Raw genomic sequence first — 20,991 nt, forward strand, 5'->3', positions numbered from 1 at the left:
TCAAAAATACAACAAGTCACTGTCAATGATTGGTAATCTAACCGCGTCATTTAATACAGCCTTTACATTACACAATCTTTATTATATATTCTTAATCTTTGAATTTGCGTCAAAATCAATTTTAAAATTAATTTAACTGATTTTGAAACACGAAATTAAAGAAGTTGCAAAACTATTTTAAAAACTATGAATTTATGTGTTTTGGTTTTTAAGAAAGAGAGCAGTGCCTTCATTGTTCTTGGCGGTGCTCTACTCGGTTTCCTACTGACCCTGATATAATTTTATTCCACACCATTAACTTCTAACAATTTAATATACAAGTGTTTAAAAGTGTTAAATTTCATGATTTAATTCAAGATACCTAGGTTATGCAAACATAATAAAGTACTTTTGTAACGATTTAGGTGGTTAAGTTAGGTTGATATGCAAGAGGAAAAGACGCTCGTTTTTTCCTCTTGTTGTTTTATATAATGTCAACTCCCTGTTTCTACTGCATTCCTGTTAAGAATTTTAACTAACCTTCTTATTCTTGAGTGAGTTTTAATAATTGTATTGTTTTATTTTAATTTTTAAAATCAGCCTAAAACAAAAAAAAGTTAATCAGTTATGTTTCATGAATAAAGGATTTTATACCACACTACCGTGAACATATTCAAAAAAAAATAAAGATTTCATACAACTCCTAAGTATTGTTGTATCTTTGCCCCCCGTAGTTACAAATCTATTTTATAATGTCAAATTCAACAAAATATATCTTTGTAACTGGTGGGGTTGCATCCTCATTAGGGAAAGGAATTATAGCGGCTTCATTAGCCAAGCTTCTTCAAGCGCGCGGGTATTCAACAACAATTCAGAAACTAGATCCATACATCAATATCGATCCTGGAACTTTAAATCCTTATGAACACGGTGAGTGTTATGTGACGGATGACGGTGCAGAAACCGATTTGGATTTGGGTCATTACGAACGTTTCTTAAATGTTACAACTTCTCAAGCGAATAATGTTACTACAGGTCGAATTTATCAATCTGTTATTAATAAGGAAAGAAGAGGTGAATATCTAGGAAAAACAGTTCAAGTTATTCCACACATCACAAACGAAATCAAGGAAAATATTCAAAGTCTTGGAAAAGACGGGAAATACGACATCATCATCACTGAAATTGGTGGGACTGTTGGAGATATTGAATCTTTACCTTTTGTTGAGGCTTTACGCCAGATGAGATGGGAATTTGCAGACGACTGTCTGGTAATCCACTTAACACTAGTCCCTTATCTTCAAGCAGCTGGTGAGTTAAAAACAAAACCTACGCAGCATGCTGTAAAGCAATTGTTAGAATTGGGTGTTCAACCTGATATCTTGTGCTGTAGAACTGAACATAAACTGGATTTAGAAATTCGTAAAAAGATTGCTAGATTTTGTAATGTTGTTCCAGAAGCTGTAATCGAAGCAATGGATGCTACTTCTATTTATGAAGTTCCATTAATGATGCAAGAAGAAGAATTAGACGAGATTGTTTTAAAACGATTGAACCTTTCTCGTAAATCTAAACCAGATTTAACAACTTGGAATTCATTCTTGCACAATTTAAAAAATCCAACTTCTGAAGTAACTATAGGATTGGTTGGTAAATATGTTGAGTTAAAAGACGCTTATAAATCAATAAACGAAGCATTTATTCACGGTGGAACAGCGAATTTATGTAAAGTGAATATCGAATGGATCCATTCAGAAAAAATCACTAAAACGAATGCTGAAGAATTTCTAGGCCATTTAGATGGTATTCTAGTTGCGCCAGGTTTTGGTTCACGAGGAATTACTGGAAAAATTAATGCTGTACAATATGCTAGAGAAAGTAAAATTCCATTTTTAGGAATTTGCTTAGGAATGCAATGTGCCGTTATTGAATTTGCTAGAAACGTTATGGGATGGGAAGATGCACATACTGCAGAAATATCTCCAGACTCTAAACGTCCGGTGATTAGTTTAATGGAAGAACAAAAATCTGTCTCTGATATGGGAGGCACCATGCGTTTGGGTTCTTACAAATGTGAGTTGAAATCAGGTTCTAAAATTTACGAAGCTTACAATACGGAAGTGATTAAGGAACGCCACCGTCACAGATTTGAATTTAACAGCGAATATCTAGAAGATTTCGAGAAAAATGGATTGAAGGCAACAGGATTTAACCCTGAAACTGGACTTGTTGAAGTTGTTGAAGCTGAGAATCATCCTTGGTTTGTTGGTGTTCAATTCCACCCTGAATATAAAAGTACAGTAGATAACCCACATCCCCTATTCAAAAGTTTTATAAAGGCGGTAATGGATAATAAAAAGTAGAATAAACATAAATAAGGTATAGAAATATAGTTTTAGAAATAAAGTGTAATGGATAAAAATACAATTATTGGTTTAGGTTTAATTGGTGTAATACTTGCACTTTTTACCTTCTTTAACCAACCTTCAGAAGAAGAGCTTAAAGAAAGAATGGCTCAGCAAGAACAAATTGCACAAAGTCAAAAAGATGCAGTTGAAAAAGCTGACAAAAAAGAAAAAGTTGAGAAAAAGGCTGTTGAAAAAACAGAACCTATTGCGAAATTAGATTTAAAAGGTGAACCTGTTCTTGATAGTTTAGGAAATGTTGTTTACACAACAGAAGTAACTCCAGTCAAAAAAGAGGGTATTGTTAAAGCCCGAGATGTTGAAGAGGAAACTTACTTCCTAGAAAACGAAAAGTTAAAAGTTGTTTTAACGAACAAAGGTGGTGGTGTTAAAAGTGTTTATTTAAAAGATCATCAAACTTATGATGACTTCAGAAAAAACGAGGGGACAGATAAGATTGAACCACTTCAACTATTCAATGAAGAGGTTGCTTCTAACGGACTAGTTTTTAACACTGATGATGGGGAGCAAAACACTTCAGGAATTGCTTTTGAGATTTCGAAAAACACGGATAGTTACATTTCATTTATTGCTAACTTTAAAGGAGGAAAATCAATTGAACAAATTTATTCTATAACTCCAGATCAATACCACATTAATTATGAGGTAAAGATGAATGGTTTTGAAGGAGAAGTAAATCCTGAGAAAGTATTTTTAGACTGGCACGTTGAGCTATTAAAAACAGAACGTTTATTAACTGAACAACGTAGGATTTCAACGGTATTCTTTAAAGAGAAAAATGGTTCATACGATTATTTATCTGAACATTCTGATGATGAGTTCAACGCTGAAACTGATGTTGATTGGGTAGCCTTTAAACAAAGTTACTTCTCCTCTATCATGATGCCTGAGAAAGGATTCAAAAAAGAAGGTACTTCATTTAAAGTGACTAATTATGCTGAAGGTTCTGAGAAAGATTCATCACATATTAAAGTATACAATTCTAGTTTAAATCTAGCAATTAGCAATACTGGTAACGGTAGCGCTGAGATGAAATGGTTCTTTGGTCCTAACGATTACGATTTATTAGAGTCTTATGCGAACGGAACGGAAGACATTATCAACTACGGTTGGGGATTGTTTAGATGGATCAATATCTATGCTATTCAACCATTATTTGTTTGGTTGGCTGCTTTTGGAATGAACTTAGGGATTGCAATTTTATTATTGACAGTAGGTATAAAGTTAATTTTAACTCCTATTCAATGGAAAATGTATGCTTCTTCTGCTAAAATGAGAATTTTGAAACCAGAAGTTGAAGAAATTAACAAGAAATTTCCAGAGAAAGATGACGCAATGAAAAAACAAATGGAAATGATGTCGCTCTACCGAGAGTCTGGCGCTAGTCCACTTGCGGGCTGTGTTCCTATGTTAATTCAAATGCCAATTTTATTTGCGGTATTCCGTTTCTTCCCAAGTACATTTACATTGCGTCAAGAAAGTTTCTTGTGGGCAGAGGATTTATCTAGTTATGACTCTGTTTTAGACTTGAGTTTTAACATTCCTTTCTATGGAGCTCACGTAAGTTTATTTACGTTATTAATGGCTGTGACTACTTTATTCTACACTGTTTTGAACAGTAGTAACATGCAACAACCATCACAACCTGGAATGCCAAACATGAAAGTCATCATGTACTTCTTCCCTTTTATGATGATTTTCTTCTTCAATAATTATGCATCTGGATTGAGTTATTATTACTTTATCTCTACATTGATGTCTATTTTAACAATGGTAATGATTAAAAACTTCTTTGTTAATGAAGATAAATTGAAAGCTAAAATGGCTGCTCGCCAAGTGGCAAGCAAAAAAGATGGTGGGAAGAAAAAAGGAAAGTCAAAATTCCAAGAACGTTTGGAGCAAATGCAAAAAGCACAACAAGAAAAATTGAAAAACGGTAAGAAATAAACACTGTTTTACTTTACAAAATACAGGATCAGCCTTATTCATTTTTGAGTAAGGCTGATTTTTTTTGCTGATTAGTTAATTATGGACAAACTCCAAATATTTTTATTACTATATTTATTGAGATTAATTAATAAATCTTAATTCCTTATAAATGTATAAATCTGGCGCTGCTCCACTCCTTCAAACATTCAACTTTAAAAAGTACTTCTTATTTTTATTATTTGGATTGTTCTTTGCTTCCGTTTCATTAACACAAAATAATAATTCAGGTAAACTAATTATTGAAGTCAGTAATACCAATAATAACAAAGGCAAGATTGGAGTGAGTGTATTTAATTCATCTGATGGTTTTCCAAACGCTACTAATAAAGCGAAATATTTAGTTCTGGGTAATATCGCGGGGAATGCTTCTCGTATTGAAATAGAAAACATGCCTTTTGGTGAATATGCCGTTAGTATAATTCATGATGAGAATGAAAATAATAAACTAGAAACAAATTTTTTAGGAATTCCTAATGAAGGAATTGGAATGAGTAATGACGCAAAAGGAACTTTTGGACCTCCCAATTTTGAACAAGCTAAATTTAAGTTTTCAAAAAATAATCAAGCTATTCAGATCAATATGGTTTATTACTAGAATACTAGGAAAACAATGATGCCTGAACAATAAATATCTCGGTTCTATGTGATTTTGTGTGGGTAGATTTAAAATCTATGCTTTTAATTGAAGCTAAACGATTGTTAATTTGGTTCTACTTTTATTTAAATAGACACTTTCTATTAAAATACATTTCGCTTAACTTCATAAATTACTGTTATTTAAGTGTTTATTGTTCGAAGTCACAGAGGGACGGCATGTTAATAGGGATGGACGTAAGTCCATCCGCCAAACGATACAAACCCAACAAAATCGACCTAATTGCATGCAATTAGGTCGATTTTGTTGGGTTTTGTATTATATCTATTTGTTTTAAACCAAGGACTTACGTCCTTGGCTATTAATATGCCGCCCCTCCGGGACTAATCTATTGAAATACAGACATCTATGTCCTTGTTTGTAAATATTAAATGTTAATTTTGATAAATACTTTGAAATACAACTCGTGTAGGTTACAGTTAAATTCGTACTAGAACTATTAATTTTTCAAAGGATTAAAATTGATTACCCACAGTATTTCATATAGAGCCAATATCTTTTTAAAGATTGTCTATTTTTGGCCCATAAATTATTTTACATTTCATTTTTTTGACTAACTTACTTGAGTAATCTAAAAAATGAATCTATGTTAATAGAAATTAATAACAACAACATCGATAAACGACTAATCGATGACATTGTAAAAGAGTTGAGAAAAGGCGAAATCATTATTTATCCAACCGATTCAGTTTATGCAATTGGATGTGATTTAAAAAACAAAAAAGCTTTAGAAAAGTTAGCTAAGTTTAAAGGTATGAAGCTTAAACAATCTAAGTTTTCAATTATCTGCAAAGATCTTAGTCAGGTTTCTGAATATGTTAAACACTTGCCCCAGCCTACGTTTAAAATGATGAAAAAATCATTACCTGGTCCATTCACCTACATTTTAAATGCTTCAAGTGAAGTCACAAAATTATTTGATACAAATAGAACCGAATTAGGGATAAAAATTCCAGATAACAATATCGTTTTGGCAATTGTTGAAGCTTTAGGAAATCCTTTGGTAACAACTTCTTTGAATAATAACGAAGATGAAATGTTGGAATACTTTATTGATCCTTATAAGATATACGAACAATTCGATGAACAAGTAAATACAATTATTGATGGAGGACCTGGGAAACTAGAAGCTTCTACAGTTATTGATTGTACTGGTGATGCACCTGAAATTATTCGTCAAGGTGTTGGACAATTAGATTAAATGTTTTTTTTAGTAATGTAAAAGGGTTGTTGGCGGTTTTGCCAGCAGCCCTTTTTTTTTGTTCAATATAGAAAAGTGTGGTTAATTTAATTTACGATAATAAAACTTGGATCTACCACGAATTTAGTGGAATATCGCGTGCCATTGAGAATAAACCTTAAAGACTTTTCTAAAAATATACTTTTTTTTTAAAATCCGCGATTATCCGAAAACACCACAGGTGAAAAAATCCACGATCATCCGCGTTGCTAAAACGGTGACTGAGTATTCTAAGATATAACCTAAATATTTTGATGTAATTTTCATTCTTTTAAAAACGTTTTCCATTTGCCGCATTTCCTTCGACAGGCTCAGTCAACGGATTGCTCTTCGGTGACTGAGCTTGTCGAAGGCCCGTGTCATCCTCGTTCCATTACAGCGCAGCCAAAAAGATCAATCAAAGCTCTTGGGTCTTCATTTTGCATAAAGCTTGTTATTTACAATAAACCATTAAAATCAGAGTAGAACTTAAAACTTTATAGTGTTATCCATTTAAATCGCAGAACCTTTTCTTTTAAATATTGCCTCCTTTAGAATGCGGATAAAATTCTTACAAATGAGTAAGTCAAAGGCGTGCGTAATCATCTTGCATAAATAAAATAGATCCTTCGGAAAACAAGTTTTATTGTTTTCCGAAGGATGACATTTCGATAAGCTCACCACGACAAGCTCTTTGCAACGCTGTGCAACGCGTGATTGTTATAGGTAGGGGTTAAAAAATGGGTGGATGAAATGGTCATCCTAAAAATCGATAAAATCTATGACCTTTTGGATTGAAGGATCGATTTTAGATTACTGATTTATGGCCATTATTGCCGGTTTGGAAAGTATGTATTATGCTGGTTTAATTCCTGCGCTCTAAATGAGTAATCCTAAAGCTTTATTTATTCGTTATAGGATCTTTTACTTAAAACAGAAATTATTCTTTCAACCTCCAAACCTTAATTTTTCGATCATCGCCAACAGTAGCAAAAGATTCCTCTGAAATTTTCACAATTCGATTCACTGTATGTCTGTGACCTCTGTCTTTAAATTCTATTCTTTCAATAATTGAAATATCTTCAGTATTCCAAAGTTTAATGCTTTTATCGAAACTTACAGAAACCATTTTTTGTTTATTGTCAAAAAAATCTAAATCGTAAACTGCATAATTGTGTGCAGGAATACTCAGCAGAAGTTTCTCTTCTTTCCAATTCCATTTTTTGATGTGTGCATCTTTTCCTCCGGTGTATAAAAAGTCACCATCAAACAAAGCACAATTTGCTCCGTCTTTATGTGCTTTAAATTCATGAATAAGATTAAAAAATGAAGTTTCAAGAATTCTAATATATCCGTCCTGACCACAGATTGCGATAAATTCTCCATTTTTACTCAAGGAAATCTCACGAATCTTACCGCAATTGTAAGGCAAGGTAATTAGTAAATCAAAAGTTTTAGCATCCCAAACACAGAAAACGCCATCATTATCACCAGAGTAAAAATGTTGCTTTTCTTTACTATAAGTCAGCGCAAAAACTGCAACTTTGTGTTGTGTTAGTAATCTAACCTCTTCTCTTTTTTCAGTATCAATAACATGAATACCACCATTATTAGACCCAACGGCCAATAGTTTCGATTCAGGAGAAAAAGCAATATTATATGCCGAGCGTTCTAATTTTACAGCAAAATTAGTTTGTTCACCAGTATTTGGATCCCATTGCGCTACAAATTTATCGGCACTTGTAGTAAAAATAAAAGGGTCACAAAATATCGCATCATAAATAGCACCATTGTGACCACTTATCGATTGAATATTTTCTAACCCCTTAATCTTTTCCATTTTTATTAATCTTCATCAATATCATCAGAATTTACTTGCTTTAAACGATCTGCATAATCAGCAGGAAGGTTTTCAAAGAAAGTATCTCCACGCAATCCAATACGCAAACATTCCAATGGAATAACTTCGTGAGGTGCTATATTTCCAAGGTTAACATTTGCTCCAAACAACTTAATAAACCAAACTTGTTGATTTTTAATTGGCGCTTCCCAAAGGATGCTATTAGGTTCTATCTTTGCAATAATCTTATTAATTAAGAAAGTATGCGCAGTTCCGTTAGGCCTAAAGACACCAACATTCCCACTCTCTCTACCTTCAGCAATCACTTTCCAAGAACCAGCTTCTAACTCAGTACTCATCATTTTAATCCACTTATTAGGTGAAATTAAAATTCCAGAATCCTTAGAACCAACTTCAGACAGAACAGTTCTATCTTTTGCCATTGTTCTAATTAACTCACATTTTTCATCGTGAGGAATAATGATTGAACCATCTGAAATTTCAGCCAAATCCAAATCATATTTATCAACCAACCTAAGGTAGTCTTCAAACATTCCTCTAGCATAAAATGCTTCGAAAAGTGTTCCCCCAAAATATGGACGAATATTGTGTGCTTTATATAGTGCTATTTTCTTTTCCAAATCATTGGTCACGAAAGCAGTACCAAATCCAAACTTCACAATATCTGTAAGGTGTTCATTGGCTTCTATAAAGTCTGCTGTTTGGGAAAGGCTTAAGCCTTTATCCATCATCATTGTCAATCCCTTTTCCCGAGGTTTGTCGAGTCTTTCAGGGATAAATGGTAAACTAAAATTCTTCATTGTCTTTACTTTCATCAAGTTCATGTAACCGGTCTATAAAATATGACGCTTTATTCATTTCAGGGAAATGTAAAAATAAACTTTTCGCTAAAATAATATCATTTTCCAAGACTTCATCAAAAATTATCATGGATTCAGATTGATTTCCAACCATCCAATGACAATAACAAAGTACCATTTTGGTTACATTATTATTAATTAATTCTTTATTCTTTTCAACCGCTTCAAAAACTAATTCCATAGATTGACCAGCTAAAAAAGAAAGATAATCAATGATTATTTCTTTATCGTTAGGTTCTAAGTTAATGGCTTTTTCGTAGGCTTTTAACGCTTGTTCATTTTGTTCTTTATTTTCGTAAGCATTTGCTAATGCTCTCCAATAATCTCCTCTATCCGGTTCTAAATCAACAGCTACTAATAACTCTTGAACCGCACGTGTATATTTTTCCATTAAATCACTCATGATTCCTTTACCCAACCAGGCATCTGATAATTGAGGCAAAAGAACTGTACTTTTATGGTACATTTCATAAGCTTTTTCATAGTTAGCTAATTCTTCATAACACTCTCCCATAGAACAAAATACCATTGGATCATTTTTGTCTAATTCAAGGCATTTTTTATAATACTCTAGAGCGGACTCAATTTTATTGGCATCTAAATAGGCATTTGCAATATTATATAGTGCAGGTACAAAATCATCTTGAATAACAATAGCATATTCGTAAGCCCATATAGCTTCTTCGGTTTTATCCATTTTCGAATACGTATTTCCTAAATTATACCAAGAAGTATACGAATACGGATCTTCATCAATATAACTTAAAAAGCTCTTTACAGCATTTTCGTAATCGCCTATTTTTTCATAGCAATGCGCTAATTCATAAGCCATTAAATCACTAATAAATCCTTCTTTGATGGTACTCGTTAAAATATTAATTGCAGATTGATAATCTTCCTTGCTTTCTAACTCCATCGCTAAATCAATCGCAATTTCTATTTTCTCGTCACCTGTTGCAACTAGAAAAGCCTTACGGAAATATTTTACAGATTGATCGCTGTGTTTCAATTGACTGTAACATGAAGCAATCGACAATAGAACATCTAAATTATTAGGTTCAATTTGCTCAAGATTAATTAATTTTTTTAACGCCGTATTTGTGTTGCCTGTCATGGACATCACTTGCGCTTGACGAATAATAATTGTGCTGTTAGTAGGGAAATGCTGAAGCGCTTTTTCAGCGGCCCATTCTGCTTTGTTTAATTGGTTTGAAATCATTAAATGATCCAAGATGAATTCCACATCTTCTGAATCTATATAAATATATTCATTTCGCTCATACATCTCATCAAAGTTGGCTAAACTTCGTTGATAATCATGGTTTAACCAATCTTCTTCATTTTCTTCTTCAAACATAGCGCTAAGATACGAAATTCTAATTCAAATGTATTTAAAATAACGTTGAAACACGCCTTTGTTTTAAACAAAAAGATGCACTAAATAAGTCTAGCACATCTTCTATTTTTCTAACCTACACCTGTATTTGCTTTTGGTGGAATGGTTAATATCGTTTCTTTATTCATAACACCTTCTAAAGTCCCTTCCCTGTTTGCATAAACCGCTGTGAGATGGTCAAATACTTCCCTTTGTCTGTCGGGGAAATCTTGAGCGATCTTCGGTGATAGATATTTATTTCCCGGATCGTGTCTGTCAAAAAATTCATTTAACTTTTGCTCGTACATTTGTGGTGTATATTTCATATCTTTTTTTTATCAAAGTAGAAATAATACGCTGAAATATAAAATTTTGAAAGTTAAAAAATGCAAAGTGTTTTGATTCAAACCCCCACCTTAAGCTGATGTCTAAAGCGAAATATTTAACAGCGATTATTTAATTTCTAACAAATCTACATCAAAAACGAGCACAGTATTTGGCTTAATAGAACCAGAACCACTTTCTCCATAGCCTAACTTTGAAGGAATCAATAAAACACCCTTTCCTCCTTCTTTAAAATATGGAATTCCTTCTGTCCAACCTTTAATAACTTGTTGTAAATTAAAAGTTATTCCTTCTTCATCACTTTGATCAAAAACGTTTCCATCAGTCGTGTATCCTTTATACCTTACTGTAACATTGTCATTTGATACTGGATGATTTCCTGTTCCATCATCAGTTATTACATAATATAATCCTGATGATGTTTTAACTGCGTCTAGCTTTTTATTTGAAATATATTCTTCTATTTCTTTCGTGTCCTTATCAAATTGATCTTCTGCACTTAAGTTTTTCTCACAAGAAGTTCCAAATAACAATATACCTATAGAAGCAAATAATATAATCTTTTTCATGTTTTATTTTTTTTCAAAATTAAGGAATACTAAATGATATATTCGAAAAATTCCATAAATGATTATAGCACTTTCCTAAATTTACACCAATTTAGACATTAGATGTTAGATATTGACATTTTCAGAAGCTTAAGCTAGATGCATTAAAGTGCATGGTTTAAACTATTTCTGATACCAAAAAAAAGGGACTAACGTTTCCGCCAATCCCTTCTTTAATAATATAATTCCTATATGATTAGAATCTCCATCCTAAACGTAAAGAACCTTGAGTACCTAAATAAGACTCACTACCACCAAGTGCAGTAAATTTATTTTCAGTTGGAGTTCCACCTAATAAGAAATTATCAGTTCTTTCACTGTCTTTGAAGTTGTAACCAGTGATACCAACACCTAATTCAACACCTACATATACATTCTCTACAAAGTAGAAATCCATACCTAGACCGATAGTACCACCAATTAATGAGTAACCACCCATTGCTTCGTAATTGTAATCAGCGTTATAACCTGTACCAGGAACCCCTAAAGCACCGTCATTATAATCAGTTCCAGTAGTCGTTTGCTTACCAAAACCAAAATTAATTCCAATGTAAGAATATGGATCTAATTTTTGAGTTCCTAAGAAATGGTATTCTGCTCCTACTTGGAAAATTGCAGCCATTCTATCTACTTCTAATGTTCCTTCTTCTCCAGTACCATCTGCATTTTCAGAAAAACGAGTAGTTGTATTCATTGCACTTCCTAAATTGTCTCCTAGACTAATTTGTAGACGTACACCTATGTTTTCATTTACGAAATAACGACCTCTTAAAGCAGGTGTTGTCCAAGTAATACCGTTTCCAAAATTCTCTGTTAGAGTCGTCTCTATAGAAAATGGAGTTGCGTCAGTTGCTTTTTCTACTTCTGCATAAGTTTGTGCGTTAACACTGCTTACAAATAAAGCAGACATTGCTAGGCAACCTGTTAAAATAACTTTTTTCATAATTATAAGTTTTAATAATTCGATTTAAAGATAACAAGACTTTAGATTTAATCATACTTTTTACGTCATATTTTTCAATAGCTAAATGTTAATAACCGTTCAATCAATAGACTTATAGACTTAAATTTATTCAATCTTAATAGTTAAACCATCAAAAGCAGGTGAAACGGACCTCGGAAGCTTAGCTTTTATCTGCTCATGGGTTCCAAATAAATGAGAAATATGGGTTAAATAGCTTTGCTTGGGATGTAAGTAGTTGATAATATCTAGGGCTTCCTCCAAATTCAAATGAGAAATATGTGGTTCTTCTCTTAAACAGTCGATAATTAACGTCTCCACTCCTTTTAGTTTTTTCAATTCTTCAACCGGAATGGTCTTAACATCTGTAAGGTAGGCAAAGTCCCCTATTCTATAACCGAAAACTGGCATCTTATAGTGATAAGTCAGGATCGGTGTAATCATTGGTCCATCTGGCAATTGAAAAGGTTTGTTCTCAATAATATTAATGTTTACACGCGGCGCTCCTGGATAAACATTGGTTCCGAAAGCATAATGAAATTCGTTTTTTAAAGCATCTGAAACAGCATCGGTACAAAATAGCTCCATGCTCCTGCCCTCTAGAAAATTAAAAGATCTAACATCGTCCATTCCTGCAACATGGTCTTTGTGTTCATGTGTGTAAATAACAGCACGCAAACTTCGGACGTCCTCTCTGAGCATTTGCTGACGAAAATCAGGTCCTGAGTCAATGACAAAGTTTTGATCATTCCAAGTAAATAAAATTGAACTTCTTAACCGATTATCTTTTGCATCTTTTGAAGTACAGACTTCACATTGACATCCAATTACCGGAACTCCTTGCGAGGTTCCCGATCCTAAAACTTTTACAGTAAGCTTTTCTTTCATATTCCTTAAAATTATAAACTAATACCAATTTATCTTTCAATTGATGGATAAAATTTCATTTACTGTAATTATTAGGCATAAAAAAAGTCCAGACGATAACGCCTGGACTTTTCTATATATAAGGTTAAGTTATTACTTAATCACTTTAAATGTTTTCACACTGTTTGCAGTACGAACGTTTACGAAATAAACACCAGCATTTAAATTTGCAGTATTTACAGTAACGTTTGCTGAAGAAACAGAAGAAGTATAAACAACACTTCCTGATGCAGAAACAACTTCTACAGTTTCAAGTAAACCATTCTCGTTTGTAATGTTCAATACATCAGTAACAGGATTAGGGTATACAGAAACACCTGTAAACTCATTATCTGATAAACCAACAACATCTTCAACAGAACATGGGAAGATTTGGTAACCTTCTGTAAATGGATTACTGTTGTCAAATTGTTTACCAATACCCATCATGTTAAATGCACCTAATGGTGTAGCTGCATTAGCTAAAGAAGAAGCATAAGTAACTCTTACCATAAAAGTAGTAGTTCCGTCTGTTACATCAATGTTACCATTATCTGGCCATGTAGCTTCACCATTTACTAGTGTAAGGTTTTCAATTTTAATAAATTGGCTTTCAGTTGACTCATCTAACATTGTTACAACAGTTGGAGCTTGTAAAGCAGCACCTTGAGAAACAACAGTGATAGTGATTGGGTTAATTTGAATTATTCCGTTGAATTGGCTGATTTCACCATCGATTGTAACTTCATCACCTTCTGTTGGCATGAAAGTACCGATATCATCAAAGCTAAATACCATTATTCCATCATTGTTGTCATCAATCAAAGTTAGATCGTATCCAGATCCTGTACCTCTAAAGTTATCACAGTGAAGAACACCAGTTAAAGTTACAAACTCACCATTTGAAGTACCAACACCGTCAGCATCAATACCTGTTACAGCAGCAACAGTACTAGCAGTAAAGTCAACAACTTGACCTTCCAAAGTAACAGTTACGTCAGTAGATCCGGTAGAAGTAATTAATAAATCACCATTTGATGGATTAGCAATTACTGCACCATTCAAACGAACATAAACAGGAGTCGCAGCAACTACACCAGTTCCAAAAGGAATTGTTACAGAAGCACCAAACCCAGTACCTGAAGTTAAAGAAATCTCATAGTCTCCTGAATTAACAGAAATCATAATATCAGCAGTCAAGTCAATTCCTGATACATCAAATGATTCTTCATCTGATGGCGCACCAACAATTTGAGTGAATCCAGCAACAACACCTGCAGAAGCAGTTACTGTTGGAGTTCCTGATGCAGTATAAATGTAAGATCCTGCGTTTGCAATAACTTCGAAAGTTGTTGTTCCACAAAGTCCGTCTACACCACCGTTAGCGAATGTCCAATTTCCTGGTACAAAAACTCCATCAGGACCTGTATAGTCCATTCTTTTTGCGTATCCATCTTTGTATTCCCATATTTCACCAGTTCCATCAATAAGTTCAACACCATAAGTATCTATAACATTAGATGTAGTTGTTTCGATAATTCTTACACCATCGTCACCATTAAAATTCATTGCACTTCCTGTAACCTCATAAGAGTTAGTTACGTTAGGAAATTCAGTTGAAAAATTTGTAGCTGTTGTATTGGTAGCATATAAATAGACAAAGTCATCTGTTATAGTTCCAAGAGGCGTTAAATCAAATGCATCTGCCCATGGATTACCATTCCCTTGTTTTTCTAAAGTATAGTTTGAGAAATCGACAGTTCCTTGTGCATAGATTTCAAGTACTTTTGGAGTTCCTCCTGTACAATCACCATCCAAAATCATGGTAATGATTGGAGTTTGTCCCATTACGGTTGATGTTATAAACAACATCATTAATAAGTAAATTTTTTTCATAGTTATTTTTTTAAATGATTTTTTACAAAAATATAATAACTTATCCTTAATCACATTAAGGAAACGTTAAGTCTTATCCAATAGTTATTAACAATAAATTAAATCATTACTCTTTAATGATGATTGTTTTGGTGTCATATCCAAAAACAGTAAAATGTCCCAGTGCTTCTTTAGACCAGTTAGATGTTGGATTTGCAGGTGCGGCTGAAGCTCCTGAACCTGATGCAATATCCTGCAACTCTTGAAAGTAAGTGTAAGATTTTTTACTGTAAGAAATTAACTCTATACTCACAGTATCATCCACTTGATATAATTCTGTGAATATTGGAACGCTTTGCGTATTTCCTTCTGAGAAACTATCATCAAACAAAAACTGATCTCTAATTTCTCGCTTATATTCTCCATTTACCTTACGTATTGCACGATAAAAGTTTGGACCTACGGGATCTGTTGCATTCATAAAAATGACATAACCTTCTTCAGAAAATGGTGATTCTTCTTGAAACTCTGCATTTAAAGAATCTAATGGAACAACATTTACTAAATCATCAGATGCTTCGTAGATATCACCAGCAACATTTATCCTAATTTTGTATTGACTGCCAAATATTGGAACATAGTTTTCTAAAAGATAAGTTCCATCCCCTTGATTACTTAGTAATGTGGTAACTCCGTTTGCATCCGTTATTTCAACAGTTGCACTATTAATTTGAGGATAATTATCAGCTGAAAATACACTTATAGTTTTTGAAAGCTTAACGAAAACTTCTTGTTTTATAACGTCGTATTTAGCTTCAATAACCATTTTTGGTTCTGCATCGTCTACTTTTAAATCAATTACCTTTTGACATGAAGTTGTTGCCAAAAGAAAAAGAATGGAGATATAAAATATATTTTTCATCTTATTTAAAGTTAAAGTTATAAGTAATTGAAGGTATAATTTTAAACAATGCGGTTTGAACAGCTTGTGTTTGCCCAGTTTGATTGTCTTCAAAATCATCAACAAACCTTATAGAGAAAGCGTTTTCTCTATTGTAAACATTGTAAATTGAGAAGCTTAAATTGTGTTTGTAGTTCTTGCGTTCTTTCAAATACCAAGTCAAACCTAAATCTAACCTGTGATAATCTGGTAATCTATTTGCATTTCGCTTTCCAACATAAGGTACTTCATAACCATCCATTTCATATAAAGCGCTTGGAAAAGTTACAGCATCACCTGTGTAATAAACAAAACTTGTACTCACAACAAGTTTTTTATTAATGTCATAAGTTAATACTAAGTTCAAATCATGAATTCTATCTTGTCTTGCAGAAAACTCCGTTCCTCCATCAATATCTTCAAATGATCTTAAAGCGCGAGATAAAGTATAATTGAACCATCCTGTAAGTTTTCCTTTTGTTTTCTTTATTTGAAACTCCACGCCATAAGCTCTTCCTTCACCATAAACTAACTCTCTTTCGATTTGACTATTCAGCAATAAGTTAGCGTTTGGTTTGTAGTCAATTTGATTTTGTAACCATTTGTAATATGTTTCAACAGAAACTTGGTACTCATCTTTTTTGAAATTTTTGTAATATCCTAAGGCCAATTGATCTCCAATTTGCGGTTTAACATTATTTGAAGTAGGAACCCAAACATCTGTTGGACTGCTTGTAGTAGCATTCGATAATTGATGAATGTATTGAAATATTCTATTGTATCCTGCCTTAATAGAATTGCTTTCGTTGATTATAAAACTTGCTGAAAGTCGAGGTTCAAAACCTTGATAATACTTTATAGATTCCCAAGAATCATAGGTTTTTTCAGATAAAACCTCTCCATTTTCAGCGAATTCATAAGCTGTTCCTGTTCCCATATAGTTGAAACCTGAATATCTCAAACCATACATAAACGCCCAGCGATTTCCAACAGTCTGTTCGTTTTGAAGGTAACCTCCGATTTCTAATGCATGTCTTTTGGGTAAATTGATTTGATTAAAACCTATATTGGCTCCACTCTCCAAGACACCTGGTTCGAAAGTATGGTGAATTCCATTAAAACCAAACTTTAAACTATTGTTTGAGTTCAAGAAATAACTATAATCTTGTTTTAAGTTAAAATCTCTTATGGAAGATCTTATTCCAAATCCATCTTCACCTTGTCCAATGCTGAATTCATAATCGAAAGAGCTATAAATAAATGAGGTGTTCACAAATAGCTTGTCGTTATACAAGTGATTCCATCTTAAAGTCCCTGTTTTATTTCCCCAATTGAAACCAAAATCTTCATTAACCGCAAATTTGTCTCTACCAAAATATCCAGAAATATAGATTCTATCTTTATCGCTGATTTTATAGTTAACCTTTGCATTCAAATCATAAAAAAACAATTTTGCATCTCTAATGTCTTCATCTGGAGCAAAAACTAAAAATAAATCGGCATAACTTCTTCTTCCAGAAATTATGAATGAGCTTTTGTCTTTAACAATTGGACCTTCAAGCGTTAAACGGGATGAAATTAGACCGATTCCACCAGAAGCTGCGAAATTTTTATTGTTCCCATCACGCATTCTAACATCCATAACAGAAGAAGCACGACCACCATATTCGGCTGGAATTCCAGACTTATACAATGAAACATCTTTGATAGCATCAGAATTAAAAACAGAGAAAAACCCTAATAAGTGTGATGCATTGTAAACAGTAGATTCGTCCAGAAGTATTAAGTTTTGATCTGCACCTCCCCCTCTAACGTAGAATCCTGTACTTCCTTCTCCTCCACCTTTTACACCTGGTGTAAGCTGCAATGTTTTCATAACATCTTGCTCACCGAATAAGATAGGAATTGTTTTAATTGATTGGGGATCTAAACGCGTTACTTCCATTTGAGCTGAAGTAATATTTTCATTGGTTCTTTTGGATGTAATTTCTACTTCTTCAAGCTCTTGAATTTCTTTAGACAGGAAAAGCTCCAAATTTATTAAGGTGTCTTGTGTAAAAGTTAAATCTAGCACTTGTTCCTCAAAACCTGAATTTCTGTAAATCAATTGATGTTTTCCTGCAGGAATGGAAAGCGAATAGAACCCATAAATATTTGTTCTTGCTCCGGTATTACTCATATCCGATACAATTACAGAAGCTCCAAAAAGGTCTTCACCATTTCTTCCATCAGTTATACTTCCACTGATGGTTATGTTTTGGGAAAATGAGTGTAATGCAGTAGTAATACAAAATGCTAAAATAAGTAAGCTTTTTTGTTTCATTGTTTGATGTTTATTTAATATAGGAGACAACTAAATTTCTAAAATGTTCGGTCGAATTAAATTTATACATATCCTTATTTCGTCAATATGCTGATTTACTTCTAAAATCCAAGAAGTACAAATGTAGTTTAAATTCAGAAATGCTTTACAATATTATTGATAGAGAACTCTTTATTTAAATTTTAACCTAAATACTAATGAGTAATTATGACCTTTCTTTTGAATGATGTGTTTTTAGTAGACGCATGAATAAAGTAAATTCCATTTGGAATATCTTTCGAACTAAAGCTATAAATAGTATTGAAATCTTTATTCATCTCAATAGGAATGAGCTTTCCATTTAAATCGATTAGTTGAAAATCAAGAACTAACTCAAGCGCTCCAAAATCAATATTCACTTGTTGATTGGCTGGAAGTGGATAAACTTTAATTTCTGTATTTGGCATTTCATTTAAATCGATTGAAACAGTATTCAGTGTTCCGCATGTGAAATTTCCTTTTTTGTAATAATATAGTTTTCTGTCTTCTAAATAGGGAAAAGGGCTGCTGGGATCATAATGATAAGTCCAAACCGTTCCTACTCCTCTGCCGGAAAGTCTAATGATATGATTAGATTCGAATACAGGTGGGTAGCTATCATATCCGTTAATTTCCAAATTGCATAAATTGACATCGTAATCTATAATCGTGTCTGGAAAATAAAAATATGTGGAATCTAGGTACTCATCATAGATTTCAAAACTACCGCCAAATTGAGAGATTGGATTATTTAGGTTTGTAATGTAATAGTTTGTTGTGTCGTAAGAATAATAATGCGCTGTTCCACCATTTCCATCTGGTCCGTTTGAATAATTTGATTCACTTTGGGTGTAGAAAATAGTGTCATTATTTTGAGAGAAGTGCTTATCAATAATCGTGTTTCGCTCGACCATTGTACCAGGGTAATTATTAAAACTATAATGAAATTCATCCCCTATTTCAAAATCCCAAACCTCACCTCTGGTCAAAACAGATTGACTATAAGCAACAAAAGAAGATAAAACTGTTAAGGCGAGTAGTAATTCTTTCATTTAGTAAATATAAGAAACAATTTATAGAATACTAAATACCAATAAATTGAATTATATAGTTTCTGATCGAAAACAGGCGGACTTTATAAATTCCATACTGTTTTCGACCAGAAAGTTTATAAAACTAGAATTACTTTTTATGCAATTGTGCAAAATCCTTAGCATGGTAAGTCAAAATAGCATTTGCTCCTGCTCTTCTCATACTTAAAAGTGTTTCTTGCATTGTAGCATCATAATTTAGCCAACCTTTTTCCGAAGCTGCTTTTACCATAGCATATTCTCCAGAAACATTATATGCAGTAATTGGAAGAACAAAGTTTTCACTTAGCACATGAATAACATCTAAATAAGAAAGGGCAGGCTTAACCATTAAAAAGTCAGCTCCTTCTTCAACATCCAGAATCGCTTCAAGAATGGCTTCTTTTTTATTGGCTGGATTCATTTGATACGATTTTTTATCACCAGATTTAGGCGTAGAATCTAATGCATCTCTAAAAGGACCATAAAAAGCACTTGCATATTTTGCACTGTATGCCATTATACTAGTTTGATCGTAACTATTGTCATCTAGAATTTCACGAATTGCTCTAATTCTACCATCCATCATATCAGAAGGTCCGATGATATCAAACCCTGCTTGTGCTTGTGCCAAACTCATATTTGCCAAAACAGGAAGCGTTTCATCATTCAATATAATTCCATTTTCAACAATTCCATCATGTCCATCAGTACTGTATGGATCTAAAGCAACATCGCTCATCAAAGCGATTTCTGGAAAACGTTTTTTAATTTCAGTAGCTACTTTAAGGTAAAAATTATTTTCATCTGCACTGTATTCTCCCCTTTTCGTTTTGTATTTTTCTGGAACGACTGGAAAAAGAACGAAATTTTGTATTCCTAGTTCGATACATTCTTCGATTTCTGCTAGAACTTTTTCCGTCCCCCAACGAAAAATACCAGGCATAGAAATAATCTCAGATTTTTCATTTGGGTTTTCAGCAACAAACAAAGGATAAATTAGATGAGAAACGCTTAAATTCGTTTCTTCCACCATTCCTCTAATGGCAGCTGATTTTCTGTTTCTACGTGGACGCTGATACATATCTAAATATTATTTTGTGATACAATTATTTTCGATTACAAATTTAAGATTAAAAGACATCGTTACTAGTTTTAACAGTAAAGAAATTCAAAATGATTCCTTTCTGAATTAAAGAATATGCCTATCCTTTTCTTTACCCCTAAATATTTACAAGCTGAACAATTTTAGGAATACATAAGAAATCCTTCAATCGAAAAATTAAAGATTTTATCGATTGAAGGATGACAGACTAATAGAGGTGTGCATTCAAAAAGTAGGAAGAAAATAATAATTAAGAGTATAACTTTTTTAGGGGTAAGATGCCCGATAAGCATTTTAAAAATAAATATTTTAATTCATAATAAATTTCATAATTATTTCAAGTCTAGTTAACACTAATTAAAACCTTCAAAAGATATCAATTTGAGAAATTAGCTTTATATGAAATGCTATGAGTAATCAATTTTAATCCTTCGAAAAATTAAAAGTTCTACTACGAATTTAACTGTAACCTAAAC

The 20,991-nt window shown here is 32.9% G+C and carries 16 protein-coding genes; 4 read left to right on the forward strand and 12 right to left on the reverse strand.

Annotation, left to right across the window (positions count from 1 at the left end):
* The first annotated feature begins 731 nt into the window (after positions 1 to 731).
* The 4 genes from ERX46_RS04375 to ERX46_RS04390 all read left to right on the forward strand — a co-directional run bounded on the left by ERX46_RS04375 (position 732) and on the right by ERX46_RS04390 (position 6,250).
* Complete coding sequence (locus ERX46_RS04375) at positions 732 to 2,342, forward strand: CTP synthase (RefSeq protein ID WP_130092624.1); 1,611 nt, start codon at positions 732 to 734, stop codon at positions 2,340 to 2,342.
* A gap of 48 nt (positions 2,343 to 2,390) precedes the next feature.
* Positions 2,391 to 4,352, forward strand: a complete 1,962-nt coding sequence (gene yidC / locus ERX46_RS04380) for a membrane protein insertase YidC (RefSeq protein WP_130092625.1) — start codon at positions 2,391 to 2,393, stop codon at positions 4,350 to 4,352.
* A gap of 151 nt (positions 4,353 to 4,503) precedes the next feature.
* Complete coding sequence (locus tag ERX46_RS04385; RefSeq protein WP_130092626.1) at positions 4,504 to 4,989, forward strand: DUF2141 domain-containing protein; 486 nt, start codon at positions 4,504 to 4,506, stop codon at positions 4,987 to 4,989.
* A 646-nt stretch (positions 4,990 to 5,635) separates the two neighbouring features.
* Positions 5,636 to 6,250 carry an L-threonylcarbamoyladenylate synthase gene (locus tag ERX46_RS04390; protein WP_130092627.1) on the forward strand — a complete coding sequence of 205 codons (615 nt, stop codon included), beginning with the start codon at positions 5,636 to 5,638 and terminating at the stop codon, positions 6,248 to 6,250.
* A 958-nt stretch (positions 6,251 to 7,208) separates the two neighbouring features.
* On the opposite strand, the gene ERX46_RS04395 is transcribed toward ERX46_RS04390, so the two are convergent.
* The 12 genes from ERX46_RS04395 to hemB all read right to left on the reverse strand — a co-directional run bounded on the left by ERX46_RS04395 (position 7,209) and on the right by hemB (position 20,494).
* A complete protein-coding gene (locus tag ERX46_RS04395; RefSeq protein WP_130092628.1) occupies positions 7,209 to 8,108 on the reverse strand; it encodes a WD40 repeat domain-containing protein in 900 nt (299 codons plus the stop codon).
* A 5-nt stretch (positions 8,109 to 8,113) separates the two neighbouring features.
* Positions 8,114 to 8,929 (reverse strand): phosphosulfolactate synthase, encoded by an 816-nt coding sequence (locus ERX46_RS04400; RefSeq protein WP_130092629.1) that lies wholly within the window; start codon positions 8,927 to 8,929, stop codon positions 8,114 to 8,116.
* A complete protein-coding gene (locus ERX46_RS04405; protein WP_130092630.1) occupies positions 8,916 to 10,346 on the reverse strand; it encodes a tetratricopeptide repeat protein in 1,431 nt (476 codons plus the stop codon). Before ERX46_RS04405 ends, ERX46_RS04400 begins: the two co-directional genes overlap by 14 nt.
* Positions 10,347 to 10,456: 110 nt before the next feature.
* The gene (locus ERX46_RS04410; protein WP_130092631.1) at positions 10,457 to 10,690 is read right to left on the reverse strand and encodes a hypothetical protein; all 234 of its coding nucleotides are present in this window, start codon (positions 10,688 to 10,690) and stop codon (positions 10,457 to 10,459) included.
* 126 nt (positions 10,691 to 10,816) lie between these two features.
* Positions 10,817 to 11,278, reverse strand: a complete 462-nt coding sequence (locus tag ERX46_RS04415) for an FKBP-type peptidyl-prolyl cis-trans isomerase (protein ID WP_130092632.1) — start codon at positions 11,276 to 11,278, stop codon at positions 10,817 to 10,819.
* 235 nt (positions 11,279 to 11,513) lie between these two features.
* Positions 11,514 to 12,260 carry a hypothetical protein gene (locus ERX46_RS04420; RefSeq protein WP_130092633.1) on the reverse strand — a complete coding sequence of 249 codons (747 nt, stop codon included), beginning with the start codon at positions 12,258 to 12,260 and terminating at the stop codon, positions 11,514 to 11,516.
* A 126-nt stretch (positions 12,261 to 12,386) separates the two neighbouring features.
* The gene (locus tag ERX46_RS04425) at positions 12,387 to 13,166 is read right to left on the reverse strand and encodes an MBL fold metallo-hydrolase (protein WP_130092634.1); all 780 of its coding nucleotides are present in this window, start codon (positions 13,164 to 13,166) and stop codon (positions 12,387 to 12,389) included.
* 132 nt (positions 13,167 to 13,298) lie between these two features.
* Positions 13,299 to 15,080, reverse strand: coding sequence for a T9SS type A sorting domain-containing protein (locus ERX46_RS04430; RefSeq protein WP_130092635.1), 1,782 nt, complete (start codon positions 15,078 to 15,080; stop codon positions 13,299 to 13,301).
* Positions 15,081 to 15,186: 106 nt separating this feature from the next.
* Positions 15,187 to 15,981 (reverse strand): DUF4249 domain-containing protein, encoded by a 795-nt coding sequence (locus ERX46_RS04435; RefSeq protein WP_165366149.1) that lies wholly within the window; start codon positions 15,979 to 15,981, stop codon positions 15,187 to 15,189.
* 1 nt (position 15,982) lies between these two features.
* Positions 15,983 to 18,322 (reverse strand): TonB-dependent receptor, encoded by a 2,340-nt coding sequence (locus tag ERX46_RS04440; protein ID WP_130092637.1) that lies wholly within the window; start codon positions 18,320 to 18,322, stop codon positions 15,983 to 15,985.
* A gap of 194 nt (positions 18,323 to 18,516) precedes the next feature.
* Complete coding sequence (locus ERX46_RS04445) at positions 18,517 to 19,392, reverse strand: T9SS type A sorting domain-containing protein (RefSeq protein ID WP_130092638.1); 876 nt, start codon at positions 19,390 to 19,392, stop codon at positions 18,517 to 18,519.
* 130 nt (positions 19,393 to 19,522) lie between these two features.
* A complete protein-coding gene (gene hemB / locus ERX46_RS04450) occupies positions 19,523 to 20,494 on the reverse strand; it encodes a porphobilinogen synthase (protein WP_130092639.1) in 972 nt (323 codons plus the stop codon).
* Between the last annotated feature and the right edge of the window lie 497 nt (positions 20,495 to 20,991).

Source organism: Brumimicrobium glaciale (assembly GCF_004152935.1).
Taxonomy (GTDB): domain Bacteria; phylum Bacteroidota; class Bacteroidia; order Flavobacteriales_D; family Crocinitomicaceae; genus Brumimicrobium; species Brumimicrobium glaciale.

Coding starts and splice junctions, on each gene's coding strand:
- ERX46_RS04375 (WP_130092624.1), top strand. CDS start 732: ATGTCAAATTCAACAAAATATATCTTTGTAACTGGTGGGGTTGCATCC.
- yidC (WP_130092625.1), top strand. CDS start 2,391: ATGGATAAAAATACAATTATTGGTTTAGGTTTAATTGGTGTAATACTT.
- ERX46_RS04385 (WP_130092626.1), top strand. CDS start 4,504: ATGTATAAATCTGGCGCTGCTCCACTCCTTCAAACATTCAACTTTAAA.
- ERX46_RS04390 (WP_130092627.1), top strand. CDS start 5,636: ATGTTAATAGAAATTAATAACAACAACATCGATAAACGACTAATCGAT.
- ERX46_RS04395 (WP_130092628.1), bottom strand. CDS start 8,108: ATGGAAAAGATTAAGGGGTTAGAAAATATTCAATCGATAAGTGGTCAC.
- ERX46_RS04400 (WP_130092629.1), bottom strand. CDS start 8,929: ATGAAGAATTTTAGTTTACCATTTATCCCTGAAAGACTCGACAAACCT.
- ERX46_RS04405 (WP_130092630.1), bottom strand. CDS start 10,346: ATGTTTGAAGAAGAAAATGAAGAAGATTGGTTAAACCATGATTATCAA.
- ERX46_RS04410 (WP_130092631.1), bottom strand. CDS start 10,690: ATGAAATATACACCACAAATGTACGAGCAAAAGTTAAATGAATTTTTT.
- ERX46_RS04415 (WP_130092632.1), bottom strand. CDS start 11,278: ATGAAAAAGATTATATTATTTGCTTCTATAGGTATATTGTTATTTGGA.
- ERX46_RS04420 (WP_130092633.1), bottom strand. CDS start 12,260: ATGAAAAAAGTTATTTTAACAGGTTGCCTAGCAATGTCTGCTTTATTT.
- ERX46_RS04425 (WP_130092634.1), bottom strand. CDS start 13,166: ATGAAAGAAAAGCTTACTGTAAAAGTTTTAGGATCGGGAACCTCGCAA.
- ERX46_RS04430 (WP_130092635.1), bottom strand. CDS start 15,080: ATGAAAAAAATTTACTTATTAATGATGTTGTTTATAACATCAACCGTA.
- ERX46_RS04435 (WP_165366149.1), bottom strand. CDS start 15,981: ATGAAAAATATATTTTATATCTCCATTCTTTTTCTTTTGGCAACAACT.
- ERX46_RS04440 (WP_130092637.1), bottom strand. CDS start 18,322: ATGAAACAAAAAAGCTTACTTATTTTAGCATTTTGTATTACTACTGCA.
- ERX46_RS04445 (WP_130092638.1), bottom strand. CDS start 19,392: ATGAAAGAATTACTACTCGCCTTAACAGTTTTATCTTCTTTTGTTGCT.
- hemB (WP_130092639.1), bottom strand. CDS start 20,494: ATGTATCAGCGTCCACGTAGAAACAGAAAATCAGCTGCCATTAGAGGA.